Here is a 12,976-nt window from a genome sequence, read left to right on the forward strand (position 1 = left end):
GTAGATCATGCCGGCATTCTGTTTCTGAATGGCGCAGGATTTCGGGTCAGGGTCAATGCTCCCCGATATTGGCGCATGGACATCCAACAGCGCCGGTCAGAAAGATCGTAACACGGACTATACCGAGAACAGCCGTCAGGCGATGGCGGATATGGCGCGGACCACTCTGGAAAACAGCATCAATATCCCGCCTACCCTCGATAAAAATCAGGGGGAGATCATCAATCTGATCACCGGACAGGATATTGATTTCTCCGGCATCTATACGCTGAGGATGAAAAATGACCACTAAAAATATCTCCCTGGACCGCTATAAACAGCGATTTTTTGGTGATTTTCTGGTGCTTCCCGGCCTGACAGAGATCGCCGTTAATCGCCCGGGTGAACTTTTCACCAAAATTAACGGTGTCTGGGAACAGCACGCCGTTCCGCTGGATTATGAGGGCTGTTCCAACTTCGCAAGATGCCTGGCAAAGCATCACGGCGACAATATCGAAGATATCAAGCCGGGGCTGTCGGCCACACTGGAATCCGGCGAACGCTGTCAGATCATCGTCCCCCCGGCCTGCGAGCGTGACACTGTGTCCATCACGCTGCGTAAACCTTCACAGGTCCAGATCCCGCATCAGGACTATATCGACGCCGGGTTTTATAACCGGGTGGCAGGCACGGAAAAAACGCTGACGCACGATGAGGAATTAGTGACCTTATATCACGCAAAAGATATTCCGCGCTTTATGGAGAAGTGCGTGGAGTACGGTAAAACCATCGCTGTGGCCGGGGAAACCAGTACCGGGAAAACCACCTATATGAAGATGCTGATGAGTTATATTCCCCGCAGCCTGCGTATCACTACCATTGAAGACAACCCGGAAATTACCTTCTTTATTCATAAAAACTACGTTCACCTTTTTTATCCGTCGGAATCGGCATATGAAAAAGGGGCAATTGTGACGTCCGCCATTCTCCTGCGCTGGAATTACCGCATGAATCCCGATCGCATATTATTAACCGAAGTGCGCGGTGGTGAAGCCTGGGATTTTCTTAAAATCACCGGCTCCGGCCATGAAGGCAGCATGACTTCTGTTCATGCCGGTTCGGCAAGGGAAGCGGTGGACGGGTTTATTACCCGCTGCTATGAAAATCCGCAATGCGCCCGACTCCCTTACACCTTTATGTTACGCAAGGTACTGGACAGTCTGGACGTTATCGTGAGTATCGACCTGGACGGTAATGTACGCCGGATGAATGATATTTATTTCCGGCCACTGCACCGCAGCACCTTTTTTGAGGAGATGAAAGCATGATGAAGGTTATCAATATGCTGCTCTTTTCGCTGGTACTTTCGGGCTGTTCTTCACCCCCGCTACCGGTTCCTGTTGAATGGGATAAACCGGGTCAGTCAGTCAATACCGGTTTACCGCAGTGGCGTGACAATCCGGTTATTATTCCTTCTCCGGTGGTTAAAGATACATGGTTATTATCCATTCACGCACGGAATTTTAATGAGACACGCTGGACGCCCGCCGTATTTTACGCAGTCGCCCACTCTGCGAGTATTGTTGTTGCTGCACCATCAGGCGCAGAATTCTTTACGGCAAAAAACTGGCTGCGCCGGTATGGCGCAAAAGGCGTTATTGCATATCAGCCGGTCTCTGGTTGCCTGACATGCAGCGACACCCGAATTTATTTCTCACATTAAATACTCCCACCCTCTGAAATTCACCTTACTGTAAGGTATTAACCATGAAATATTCCGCTATTGTGGCGGCAGTGCTGTGCATTGCTGCCGGAATGCCTGTTTATTCTTTCGCTGCTGACCCGTGCGAAGTGGTGCTTTGTATGTACGGGAAAGCAACCGGAAACAGTGGAGGAAGCGAATGCCATTCTGCTGAACTAGCTTTCTTTAATATCATTAAAAAGAATAAACACGGACTTTTACCCAATCATACGCTCAATGCCAGAAAAGCTTTCCTGGGGGAATGCGCCAGCGCTGACCCTGAGGCGGTGAATAAAATCCTGTCCAGATTTGGCAGAGTCAGATGATAATAAAACCCCGGCCATTATTTTAATAAACCCCCTGCATACTGAGCCGGAAACACTTACAGTTCACCCAATTCAGTCGACCAATACCGGAGGACGAATTCACGGGGCGATATGAGAGGGCGAACATCTCAGGGCGATACCTTCAATACTGCATATGCGATTGAGCAATAGATTTTGTAATCTCAACCACCGCAAACCGGAAAAAGGCGAGCAGTCCTTGTCGTAAAGATAACAAATATATGCCAAGTAGCCCGCCCATCCGAAATTTCGCTGAGGTTATTAGCTGCGTGCTGCCATGGCCTCAATTTCCACACCGGCATCTTTTGGCAGGCGTGCCACTTCCACGCAGGAACGTGCCGGGAAAGCGGCGTGATGTTCGCGGAAAAAGGCTTCATACACCGCGTTCACCTGCGAAAAATGATTGAAGTCTTTGACAAAAATGGTGGTTTTAACAATATCCGCCACCTGCAGACCACTGGCCTCGATAATGGCCTGCACATTTTCCAGCGACTGCCGGGTTTGCTGCGCAATGTCCGTCGCCATCTCGCCCGTCACAGGGTTTAACGGGATCTGACCGGAAGTGAACACCAGGGCGCCTAAATCTACCCCCTGAACATAAGGCCCAATAGCGGCAGGCGCCTGGGGCGTTGAAATTGCTGGCATAGACCAACCTTATTAAAAAGTAGCGTTATTTTTGACCGGAAAGCTCCGTTGTACGACGTACCGCAGCCAGAACACTGCTTTGCAGGCCAGCGGCGAAATCACTTTTATTCAACTCGTATAAGCCATTAATGCCGACACCCGCCGGAGAGTTATTAATATCCATCAACTGGCGCGGATGGCGTCCGGATAACTTAAGCATTTCAACCGCGCCGACCAGGTTTTCCCACACCACCTGCGTGGACTGCGTGCGGGTTAACCCGGCAAGAACACCGGCGTCAGCCAGCGCTTCGACAAAGTAATAGACATAATTGACGCCAGCGACAGCAAAACCGGTGAAGACGTCAATCAGCCGTTCTTCCAGCACCATCACCTTGCCGAAACTTTCGAGGAACGGCATGACGGAGGCGCTGTTGACATAAGCATTAAACGCCACGCCGCTGTAGCCCAGCCCGGTATCCGTCAGCGTATTCGGGATGATCCGCGTAATCGGGCGCGACTCGCCCAGCATCAAAGACAGCTGGGCCAGCGTTACGCCCGCAATAATAGAAATGACCGACGTCTGTGGCGCTGCGTGCTGCTTAATCAGTTGTGCGACACCAGCAATATCATCCTGCGGACGAACCCCGATCACGATGTGATCCGCTGCGGCCAGCGTCTCGGGCAAATCTTGTGTATTGCTCAACTGATAGCGCGCTTTCAGCGTTTCGATTCGCGCTGGATCAATATCCGATAAGCTGACCTCGTCCGGGTTTAATGCGCCGTGTTTTAAGGCGGCGCGCAGAATTGCTTCGGTCATTTGACCGGCTCCAATAAAGTGGATATGGCTCATAGTGAATCCTCGGAAGTAACAGAAACAGTGCCCAATGACCTCTCCACCAGTGATACCCAAAGACCGATGCCTGGCGCGATAAGTTGGTCATTAAAATCGTAATGCGGGTTATGTAATGTTGCGCCCGGCGTTGGGCCATCGGCCCCCAGCCACAGATACGCGCCCGGACAGGCTTCCAGAAAATAGGCGAAATCTTCTGCTGCCATTGATGGCGATAACTGCGTGTGAACCTGCGTGATCCCGGGGACGTGGCGTGCGGCATCCGCCAGAATTTTTGCCTGTTGCGCATGGTTGACAGTTACCGGGTAACCATATTCCCAGCGAATGCTGCCACTGACGCCAAACGGCCCGGTGAGTTGTTCAACATACTCCGCCATCAGGGTCTGGCAGCGCGCTCTGGCGGCCTGGCTCAGGCAACGCAGCGTGCCGGACAAGTGCATTGTCTGCGGAACGACATTTATTGCTTCTCCGGCCTGCAGTTGCGTCACGCTGATCACGGCGCTGTCCAGCGGTGAGAGGCGGCGTGTGGTGATCGTTTGCAATGCGGTAATCAGGTGCGCACCGGCCAGCACCGGATCGGCACCTTTTTCCGGCATCGCTGCATGGCATCCCACGCCAGTCAGCGTGATAAAAAAATTGTCCTGCGAAGCCATCATCGGGCCTGCGCTCACGGCCACTTCTCCCACCGGAAGCCCCGGCCAGTTGTGCAGCGCATAAACCGCAGAAACGGGAAAGCGCGTAAAGATCCCTTCTTCCACCATCAAACGCCCGCCGCCGGCATTCTCTTCCGCAGGCTGAAAAATAAAGTACACCGTACCGTTGAATGCCCTGGTCTGGCTGAGATAGCGCGCCGCACCCAGTAGAATGGCAGTATGTCCGTCATGTCCACAGGCGTGCATCGTGCCAGGCGAGGTTGAGCACCAGTCAACAACATTGTTTTCCTGGATGGGTAAGGCATCAATATCAGCGCGAAGGGCTATTGCCGGTCCCTCGCCATTGCGAAGAACACCAATCACGCCAGTGCCTGCGATGCCGGTATGCACTTCAAGATCATATTCGCGCAGCAGGCTGCTGATTTTCGCGGACGTATGAAACTCTTGTAAGCCAATCTCCGGGCGCGCGTGGATCTCACGTCGCCAGATAATCGCCTGTTGAATAATCTCTTCGGGAATGGAGCGCATATTTCCTCTACATTTTCCCGGCGCAATGCCGCAGCATAACGCTGTGAATGGATTACCGGAACGCGTAATGCCCTCTGGTAGCTGATTAAATTATCGTTGTGACCCTGACGGAAAGAGCGTCTCAGGGCTTGCCAAAATAGATCCTCGCAAGCCCTTCTTTTGTCACTTCAACCGCGTGCTCGGCACTCAATGAAATATGTTGCTCAATCAGTACCACGCCTTTTTCTATATCCCGCTGACGTAAAGCCGCGATAATTTCGACATGCTCGTCATAGGCATTGTTCCGGCGTACGGGGGTTTCGAGATCGATGCGCCGGAAAAAACGGCTTAGCGAATTCAGGCTGTCGAGCATTTCATAGAGCCGGCTGTTATGGGAAATACGGGCTATTTCCATGTGGAAACGCTCATCGATTTCCGCGATCTTCGCCCAGTCCTGTTCGGTTTGCGCCGGGCGATGCTGGCTCACTTCCTCCCAGATAGCCGTGGTCGCCGCGATCTCTTCATCGGTTGCCCGCAGGCAGGCGAAACGAAAGGTCGATTGCTCTATCACCATTCGCACTTCATACAGTTCGCGGACACCTTCCGGCGTCAGGTCGCGGGAGTAAAAACCCCGGTTGGGGACAAAGTTCATAAAGCCGTCTTTCGCCAGACGGTTCAGCGCTTCCCGCACCGGGGTACGCGAGACCCCCAGCTGTGCCGCAAGCTCAACTTCATTCACCCGTTCGCCGGGACGAAAGTGGTAATCAATCGCCAGGCCTTTCACTTTCTCGTAGACCTTTTCCACACTGTCAGCGCTACGGGATTTCTTTTTAATAGCAACCACATTATCCCCTTAATTTACCGCACACTCAGCACGAAAATAAAAATGCTGTACAGGTTATTTCACGTAATATTTTTATAGATAGCACAGCGAAAAAAACAACTCAACACAAAAGTGAATACACTTTCGTTTCATTTTAATGTTACTGATTTATAAGTTGTTTTATATTACTTGTTGTCGTTGGTTCTTTCCGCACCATTTTACGGCAGCGTTGCACCAAAATGACTCAAAGTGTATTCACTTTTGCACGCACATGTTTTTATCAACCACAGTAAAAAACGAAAATGAAAGTTTCATGATGCGATTTTCATTATTTTCGATTCCCTTGTATTTATTCGGGAATTTGCATTTGTCTCGCCTGAAATAAGCACCTGATGTCGGGAACATCCAGGCTCCCTGGCATCGTCTTTGCTTAATGCACAAGTGTATGCACTTATATATTCACTTTAGTGCGCGCTTATTGGCATTACCAGACAGGCTTGTGCACGTTTGCGCAGGCGACAAAACACCGGCCTCAGAAGCCGGCAACAGCAAACCGGAGAACCAACATGAAAAATCGTTTTGGGCAGGGCATAACGCTGTCAACACTGGCAGGTATGACGTTGTTAGGTCTGGCGCACACGGCGCAGGCCGATGTGAACATTGGCGCGATTTTGCCCTTAACCGGCACCAGCGCCAGCATTGGTGAAGATCAGCGTCGTGGTATGGAACTGGCGGTTGAACAGGTCAATGCCCAGGGCGGCGTTAATGGTCAGCCATTACATGTGATCGTGGAAGATTCCGCCGAAAGCCCGGTAACAGGCCTGAATGCCGTACGTAAGTTAACCCAGGTTAACCATGTCCCTTTAGTAATGGGCAGTTTTTCCTCCAGCGTCACCATCCCGATTGGGCAATATCTGGTGAAGAATAACCTGTTGCACATCAATATTTCCGGCACCAGCACCGATATCCGCAAAATCGGCGCTACCTCCTGGAGCGTTATTGGCCTGGATTCCCTTTCCGCGAGCTTCTCGGCACAAGATGTGCGCCAGCTCGGTTACAGCAAAGTGGCCTTTATCGCCCCGGATGGCGCTTACGGTCAGGGGATGGCGGAGCAATTCACCAAAGCGTTTGAAAAAGAGGGCGGCAAAGTGGTCGCCAAAGTGCTCTATACCAGCGGTCAGCCTTCTTATCGCCGCGAGCTGGAGCAAATCTCCCGCGCCCATCCGCAAGCCTATGTCTATACCAGTTACGGCCAGGATGCCATTGTGCTGAACCGCGAGGCCTGGGAGCTGGGTCTGAATAAAACGCCCTGGTATGGCATGTATTTAACCATGGCCATTGAAGGTTCCCCGGCGCAGTACACCAACGGACAGGTTGGTATGGAAGTCGCGGGTATTGACCAGAAAGCGGCGAGCGGCAATGGCGCAAATTATGCTGAGCTGTACCAGCAAAAATTCCATGAGAAACCTCGCTCCGTGTACGGCAGCTATGCCTGGGATAGCGTGATGCTGGCGGCGGCAGCGATTAATAAAGCGCACAGTGCCGATCCGGCAGCCATGATCACGGCAATGAAAACCGTTGCGCCTGGCTTTACGGGTATTACCGGCACATTAAATCTCGACGCCGATAACCAGCGTCAGTCCCAGCCGTACCTGAAAGTGAAAGCGTTTAATGGCGTACCGGTTCCCCGGTAACGAGCCGCTTTATTTTGCCAGTTCACGCTACATCATCGGGGAAAAACCATGCTGCAGTTTTTGATTGATACATTGATTCGCACCGCGGATTTATCGCTGGTCGCGCTGGGATTAAGCCTGGTTTACGGGCTGGTACGGTTCGCCAATATCGCCCATATGCAATATGCCATGGTCGGTTCATTTATTACCGCCGCCGGGCTGCGCCTTGGCATGCCGCTGTCACTGGCAATCTTGTTTTCGGCAATAGTCTGCGGCATGTTGTCCATGATGTTGCATCACTGGGTGTACCAGCCGCTGCTGAAAAGCGGCACCGCTAACGCCATGATTGGCTCGCTGGCGGTATCGATGGTGCTGATTGCACTGGTTCTCGGGGTTGAGGGATCGGCCCCGGTGAATTATTCCCTGCCAGTGGGGGCGCTCTTGCAGGTTGGCGACACCCGCATCTCTTCCGACGAACTCTGGAGCCTTGGCGTCACGATTTCGCTGGTGGTGATGTTCAGCCTGCTGCTGTTTCGCACGCCGCAAGGCCGCGCTATCCGTGCGCTGGCGAGTAACCGGGATCTGGCGGCAGCCTCCGGGTTAAATGCCAGTGCCATTATCCACACCGTCAACCTGGTGGCCGGAATGCTGGCCGCCGTGGGAGGCAGCATGCTGGCAATGAACGCCAGCGCATGGGTTAACCAGGGCAATGATCTGATGTTGCCGGTACTCGCCGCCGCCATTCTCGGCGGGTTGGGAAATCCAATGGGCGCCATTTTTGGCGCGCTCCTTATCGCTGTAACCGAAACCCTCGTGACCAACATCGACTGGAGCTGGCTGTTCGGCGGCGACTTATTGTTTATCCCGGTGACCTGGGTGAACGCCTCATCGTTTGTGATTCTGCTGCTGGCGCTGTTGTTGCGCCCTTATGGCCTGTTTAACCGGGAGGTCCGCCGTGTCTGAGTTTTTACTGCATATCCTTTGCCTTGCCGGGATCTATGCCATCGTCGCGCTTGCCCTGAATTTACAGGCAGGTTACGCCGGTTTGCTGAATTTCGGTCATATCGTGTTTGTCGGAACCGGCGCTTATGCCATTGGTCTGGGAAGCAATTTTGGCTTGCCGCTGTGGCTGGTGATCCCGGCCGGGTTACTGTGTGCCATTGTTATCAGCGCGCTGATGACGCTGCTGGGCCGTCAGCTCACGGCGGATTACTGGGGCATTGCCACGCTGGCGCTGGCTGAAATCATCCGCATTGCGGTCGTCAATGAAGACCATTTGACAGGTGGCGCGCAGGGGATTGGCGGGCTGTCCGCGCCCTGGTCAACCGGCGATACCATCACCGATACACGTATCTTCGCGGTCATTATCCTGCTCAGCGTCATCATCGCCACGCTCGCCAGCCTGCGGATCGGCGCCAGCCGGTTTGGCCGGGCGCTGCGCCTGATGCGCGAGCAACCTCAATTAGCGATTTGTATGGGCTATGCGCTGCCGTGGCTGAAATGCCGGGCGTTAATGAGCAGCGCGGTGATGTGCTGTCTGGCTGGCATGCTACTGGCCTGGTACACCGACTATGTCAGCCCGGATTATTTGCTCTCTTCGGAAACCTTTCTTATCTGGAGCATGGTGATGATCGGCGGTATTGGCAATGTGCGCGGCGTGCTGCTGGGCGTATTGCTGGTAGAAGGGCTGTATAACTTTATCCCCTTTGCAAAAGACTATTTCCACATCAGCTCAGACCTGACCGGCGCTCTGCGCCTGGGGTTGGTGGGGCTGGCTTTATTACTCTGTCTGCTCACCCGCCCAGGCGGCCTGTTACCGGAAAAATTAAGGACTTTATCATGAGCCGTTTGCTTGAAGTGGCTGATGTCAGCAAAGCCTTTGGCGGCAACCAGGTACTGACATCCGTATCATTTACGCTGGAGAAGGGCGAAATTCTTGGCCTGCTGGGGCCGAATGGTTCCGGTAAAAGCACACTGCTTAACACCATTTCCGGGTTTACCCGGCCGGATGGCGGCAGCATCACATTTGATGGCCGCTCCATTTCTTGTCAGCCCAGCCACCGGATCATCCAGGCGGGCATTGCGCGCACCTTCCAGCTACCGGTCATGCCGGAAAAGATGAGCGTTATGGAAGTCGTGATGACGGCGGGCACTCGCCAGCACGGGTTATTCAACGGTCTGCTGGGGCTGGCTTCCGGGCGCAAAGCCGAACAGGAAGACAGAGCCCGCGCCCGCGAATTACTGGATATCTTGTTATTAACCAAAGTGAAAGACCTGCCTGCTGCGGCGCTTTCCGGCGGACAGAAAAAATTACTGGGCATTGCCTGTGCGCTGATGGGTAAACCGACGCTCCTGATGCTGGATGAGCCCATGGCCGGCGTGCACCCGAAATTACGCCAGGAACTGGTGGAAACGCTGGTCAGCCTGAGCCGCCAGGGCATTTCACTTTTGGTCATCGAGCACGACATGCATTTTATCAACACTTTGTGCCAGCGCTGCATTGTGCTGGATCGCGGGCAGATTGTCGCCAGTTGCCGCCCGGACGAACTGGCGCAGAACCAGCAAGTGCTGGAAGCCTACCTCGGACACAGCACCGCAACATTGCAGGAGGCAGAATGATTACCCTCGAAAACGTAGTCGCCGGTTATACCCCGGGGATTGATATTCTGCATGGTATTTCATTGCACGTTGAACAGGCGGAAATCGTGACTCTGCTGGGGCCAAATGGCTGCGGCAAATCCACCTTGCTGAAATCGATTGCCGGTTTTGTCTCGCCGCGCGAAGGGCGGGTTGAAATCGATGGCCGGGAAACGGCAAAAATTCCGGTGCACCGGAAAATCCGTGAATGCGCACTCGGTTTTGTCCCGCAACTGGACAACGTCTTCAACAATCTGACCGTGGCAGAAAACCTGCAAACCGGGGGGCAGTTTTTACCGCCCGGCCAGCGTAAACAGCGGATGGCGCAACTGGCGGAACATTACCCGGTATTACATAAAAAGTGGCAATCGCCCGCGTCCGCGCTTTCCGGTGGCGAGCGACAAATCCTAGCGCTCGCCCGCGCACTGATGCCCGAACCTGCCGTTCTGCTGCTTGATGAACCCTCGGCCGGGCTGTCACCGAAAATGCTGACGGAAGTGTTTAGCGCCATACAAACCATTCGCCGCCAGGAAAAAGTGACCATTTTGATGGTCGAGCAGAATGCCATGGAGGCACTGCACATTTCAGACCGGGCTTACGTACTGGCGCAGGGGAAAGTGGCGATGGAGGGCAGTGCGCGGGATCTGCTGGATGACCCCCGTATGCGCGAGCTCTATTTTGGCGGTCGTGCCGCCTGACAGGATCAATAAAAAGAGCAGAAGGAATACACCATGCCGATTACCCCGGTTATCGATCACGCGGTGATTAATGTTGATGAAGAGCTGGATCAGGCCCAATCCCTGTTCCAGCGGATGGGATTTCAGCTCAGTACGCGGGGGCACCATTCGATGGGCTCCAGCAACCATCTGGCCATCTTTGCCGATAACTATCTGGAACTTTTAGGTTATGAACCTGCCAGGCAGACAGACTCGCGAGGTTTATGGAACGTTGCGCCAGGCCTTGCCGGACTGGTCTGGAAAACCCGTGATGCACATGCGGTATGGCGCCATCTACAGCAATACCAACTCGATGGCGAACCACCGACCCGCTTCTTCCGCCCGGTGATACTGCCGGACGGCAGTCAGACTGAGGCCCGGTTCTGTATCTCGCGGATCCGCGCCAGCGCCCTGGCATACGGCTTCAGTTTTTTCTGCGAACATCAGACGCCGCAAGCTGTCTGGCAGCCCGCCTGGCAAGTACATCCTAATGGCGTACAGGCGCTGTCCGCGTTCGTTATTGCCTCGCCTCAACCTGAAGAGACGCTGGCGCTGTATCGTCAGTTATTCAGTACAGAGGCCCGTGCGGAAGATAGCGGCGGCTATGTGCTTGATTCAGGAACGTGCTGCCTGCGTATTATCACGCATCAACAAGCCAGCCTGGAGTTTGCGCTGCCGCCTGTTGCTGCGCAGACACCAGCGAAAATGGTGGCGCTCTGCTTTCAGGTGGCCTCACTGGAGCGGCTCAGGCGCTGCCTTAGCCAGGGCGATATTCAGTGGTGCGAGCACGGTGATCAGGTACTAGTGATGCAGCAGCAGGTACAGTGGCTGGCGATGCGCTTCGAGGATAAATAGGGGGTAGAACGACAATTTACATAGTAAGAAAGGATTATTAACGCTGAGAAACTCCGGCATTCTGGTAGCATAGGTTATGATCATGGTGAGTACTCTGAAAAAATGACAAAGGCTGGTATGCCAAAAGCAACGTATTGCCTGAGAATGATGTCATTAAAGTATAAGTGCTCAAGTGCTAATGCATTCTACCAGATGGTGGTCATTCTGGTGGTCTTGACAGGAAGAAAACTCTCCTTTAGCCTAAATATTAGCCAGTTACTGGCAAAGGCGATCCCAGTCAGAGGAGCCAAATTTAAGAAGCCCGCTTAAGGAAACTTAAGCGGGCTTTTTGCTTTTCAGCATCCTGGCGTTAACTCAAAATAGCATCCAGCCTGGCAAGCACTTCATTTACAACAGCGTCAGGTATACGTTCCAGCCGCTTGCCGTTCCGGGCAGCCATATCAATGGTTCTGGGCTGGTCGCAGCGAATAACGCCAATCGTTTTTGTCCCTGCCCCTTCCAGTGAAACGGTGAAGCCTGCCGTGCGAGCAAAGTTTCCGCCGCTGGTGACGGGAACCACTACCGGAAGCCGGGTCAGCTTGTTAAACGATGCCAGTGAAACGATGAGCACCGGACGTTTACCGCATTGCTCGTGACCGGCAATCGGGTCCAGTGAAACCAGCCAGATTTCCCCTCGGTCCATTTACAGGATCTCCTTGCCCACCGCAGGCGCATCAATCCATTCCCGATCCTCTTCGCTCATTTCGGCGTGCGGATCGCACTGCGCCAGCAGTTCCTCAAGCGAATAACGGGGCCGTTTCTGGGGTTCAATAATCAGGCAGCCATTATCAATGGTCATACCCACTTCGCTGTCCGTCGACAGCTCCAGCGTTTTCAGCACGGCGGGAGGAACCGCCAGCATGATGGATCCACCGACCTTTTTCAGACGAGTTGTATACATAGGGCACCTCCAAATATTATATTTTAATATAACATTCATGGCGGGAGGTGCGCAATTATTCATCAGATTCATGGTGATTTCCTTTGCGTAATAAAGCATGCAGACAGCCTTAATCCATCAGAGGACTGAGCCGGCTGTTTTCAAAGGCGGCATTGCCGGTAAAACGGCAACCATCCAGATACAGCAGGCGCTTCTTTCAGATCATGAAGCATTTCGTCCAGGCAGGAGCTTAGTGCGTAACAAAGAAGGCCGATAATAGAAAACTGTTTTTGTGGCTCAAAGGATTATCGCGGATCGGATAAACAAAATGCGGCGCAGCTTCCGTATCCTGCTGCGCCGGAGGGATATCAGCAGTAGCGCGAAGGCCTGATTTTTTCAGGCGCAACACCTAACGCTTCGGCAATCAATCTTTCACCTTTGGGCCAGCGGCGGGTAAGCGCATTTGCCAGCATGGAAGATGCCAGCCCCGCCTGACGCGAAAGTGCTGGCAGCGAAGTTTGCCGGCGCCGTTCGGGCCAATACTCGCCAGCAGTTGCGATAGACCAGCCTGCTGCAAGATATCGGTTAACGCGCCGACGCCAGCAAAAGAGAGGCCCCCGGAAAGCGCCACAGACAGGCCGTGATGCCCGGCGTT

17 protein-coding genes and 1 pseudogene are annotated in these 12,976 nt (G+C 53.5%); 10 read left to right on the forward strand and 8 right to left on the reverse strand.

Features of this window, described 5'->3' with window-relative positions; all coding sequences use genetic code 11:
- Positions 1 to 55 precede the first annotated feature (55 nt).
- From CWM52_RS10715 to CWM52_RS10730, 4 genes and pseudogenes are all read left to right on the forward strand, one after another.
- Positions 56 to 292, forward strand: a pseudogene (locus tag CWM52_RS10715) (TrbI/VirB10 family protein); the annotation flags it as partial.
- A complete protein-coding gene (gene virB11, locus CWM52_RS10720; RefSeq protein WP_100684098.1) occupies positions 282 to 1,307 on the forward strand; it encodes a P-type DNA transfer ATPase VirB11 in 1,026 nt (341 codons plus the stop codon). The pseudogene CWM52_RS10715 and the gene virB11, both read left to right, overlap by 11 nt.
- The gene (locus tag CWM52_RS10725; protein ID WP_100684099.1) at positions 1,304 to 1,702 is read left to right on the forward strand and encodes a cag pathogenicity island Cag12 family protein; all 399 of its coding nucleotides are present in this window, start codon (positions 1,304 to 1,306) and stop codon (positions 1,700 to 1,702) included. Before virB11 ends, CWM52_RS10725 begins: the two co-directional genes overlap by 4 nt.
- Before the next feature lie 44 nt (positions 1,703 to 1,746).
- Complete coding sequence (locus tag CWM52_RS10730; RefSeq protein ID WP_100684100.1) at positions 1,747 to 2,046, forward strand: TrbM/KikA/MpfK family conjugal transfer protein; 300 nt, start codon at positions 1,747 to 1,749, stop codon at positions 2,044 to 2,046.
- Between the two features lie 279 nt (positions 2,047 to 2,325).
- Here CWM52_RS10730 and CWM52_RS10735 read toward each other — a convergent pair whose 3' ends face one another.
- From CWM52_RS10735 to CWM52_RS10750, 4 genes are all read right to left on the reverse strand, one after another.
- Entirely contained in the window at positions 2,326 to 2,709 is a 384-nt protein-coding gene (locus tag CWM52_RS10735) for a RidA family protein (RefSeq protein ID WP_100684101.1), read from the reverse strand.
- A 25-nt stretch (positions 2,710 to 2,734) separates the two neighbouring features.
- Entirely contained in the window at positions 2,735 to 3,538 is an 804-nt protein-coding gene (locus CWM52_RS10740; RefSeq protein ID WP_100684102.1) for a pyrroline-5-carboxylate reductase family protein, read from the reverse strand.
- Positions 3,535 to 4,719: a M20 aminoacylase family protein gene (locus CWM52_RS10745; protein ID WP_100684103.1), complete on the reverse strand. Its 1,185-nt coding sequence runs from the start codon at positions 4,717 to 4,719 to the stop codon at positions 3,535 to 3,537. Before CWM52_RS10745 ends, CWM52_RS10740 begins: the two co-directional genes overlap by 4 nt.
- 121 nt (positions 4,720 to 4,840) lie before the next feature.
- The gene (locus CWM52_RS10750; RefSeq protein ID WP_007374552.1) at positions 4,841 to 5,542 is read right to left on the reverse strand and encodes a GntR family transcriptional regulator; all 702 of its coding nucleotides are present in this window, start codon (positions 5,540 to 5,542) and stop codon (positions 4,841 to 4,843) included.
- 545 nt (positions 5,543 to 6,087) lie between these two features.
- Here CWM52_RS10750 and CWM52_RS10755 point away from each other — a divergent pair.
- From CWM52_RS10755 to CWM52_RS10780, 6 genes are read left to right on the forward strand one after another with little or no spacing between them, the layout of a single operon-like run.
- Positions 6,088 to 7,215 (forward strand): ABC transporter substrate-binding protein, encoded by a 1,128-nt coding sequence (locus CWM52_RS10755; protein WP_100684104.1) that lies wholly within the window; start codon positions 6,088 to 6,090, stop codon positions 7,213 to 7,215.
- Between the two features lie 48 nt (positions 7,216 to 7,263).
- On the forward strand, positions 7,264 to 8,157 hold the full coding sequence (locus CWM52_RS10760; RefSeq protein ID WP_100684105.1) for a branched-chain amino acid ABC transporter permease: 894 nt from the start codon (positions 7,264 to 7,266) through the stop codon (positions 8,155 to 8,157).
- Positions 8,150 to 9,037 carry a branched-chain amino acid ABC transporter permease gene (locus CWM52_RS10765; RefSeq protein ID WP_007374556.1) on the forward strand — a complete coding sequence of 296 codons (888 nt, stop codon included), beginning with the start codon at positions 8,150 to 8,152 and terminating at the stop codon, positions 9,035 to 9,037. Before CWM52_RS10760 ends, CWM52_RS10765 begins: the two co-directional genes overlap by 8 nt.
- Positions 9,034 to 9,813 carry an ABC transporter ATP-binding protein gene (locus CWM52_RS10770; protein ID WP_100684106.1) on the forward strand — a complete coding sequence of 260 codons (780 nt, stop codon included), beginning with the start codon at positions 9,034 to 9,036 and terminating at the stop codon, positions 9,811 to 9,813. Before CWM52_RS10765 ends, CWM52_RS10770 begins: the two co-directional genes overlap by 4 nt.
- Positions 9,810 to 10,529: an ABC transporter ATP-binding protein gene (locus tag CWM52_RS10775; RefSeq protein ID WP_100684107.1), complete on the forward strand. Its 720-nt coding sequence runs from the start codon at positions 9,810 to 9,812 to the stop codon at positions 10,527 to 10,529. Before CWM52_RS10770 ends, CWM52_RS10775 begins: the two co-directional genes overlap by 4 nt.
- Before the next feature lie 33 nt (positions 10,530 to 10,562).
- Positions 10,563 to 11,402, forward strand: a complete 840-nt coding sequence (locus CWM52_RS10780) for a VOC family protein (protein ID WP_100684108.1) — start codon at positions 10,563 to 10,565, stop codon at positions 11,400 to 11,402.
- 349 nt (positions 11,403 to 11,751) lie between these two features.
- Here the strand turns inward: CWM52_RS10780 and CWM52_RS10785 are convergent, their stop codons facing one another.
- The 4 genes from CWM52_RS10785 to CWM52_RS10800 all read right to left on the reverse strand — a co-directional run bounded on the left by CWM52_RS10785 (position 11,752) and on the right by CWM52_RS10800 (position 12,881).
- Positions 11,752 to 12,084 (reverse strand): type II toxin-antitoxin system PemK/MazF family toxin, encoded by a 333-nt coding sequence (locus CWM52_RS10785; protein ID WP_100684109.1) that lies wholly within the window; start codon positions 12,082 to 12,084, stop codon positions 11,752 to 11,754.
- Positions 12,085 to 12,342, reverse strand: a complete 258-nt coding sequence (locus CWM52_RS10790; protein ID WP_000288812.1) for an AbrB/MazE/SpoVT family DNA-binding domain-containing protein — start codon at positions 12,340 to 12,342, stop codon at positions 12,085 to 12,087. It lies immediately after the preceding gene.
- A gap of 229 nt (positions 12,343 to 12,571) precedes the next feature.
- Positions 12,572 to 12,730, reverse strand: coding sequence for a hypothetical protein (locus CWM52_RS26320; protein WP_165785375.1), 159 nt, complete (start codon positions 12,728 to 12,730; stop codon positions 12,572 to 12,574).
- Positions 12,690 to 12,881, reverse strand: a complete 192-nt coding sequence (locus tag CWM52_RS10800; RefSeq protein WP_100684110.1) for a helix-turn-helix domain-containing protein — start codon at positions 12,879 to 12,881, stop codon at positions 12,690 to 12,692. The genes CWM52_RS26320 and CWM52_RS10800 overlap by 41 nt, the downstream gene beginning before the upstream one ends.
- Positions 12,882 to 12,976 lie beyond the last annotated feature (95 nt).

Source organism: Raoultella sp. T31, assembly GCF_002806725.1.
In the GTDB taxonomy this organism is placed as follows: Bacteria; Pseudomonadota; Gammaproteobacteria; order Enterobacterales; family Enterobacteriaceae; genus Klebsiella; species Klebsiella electrica.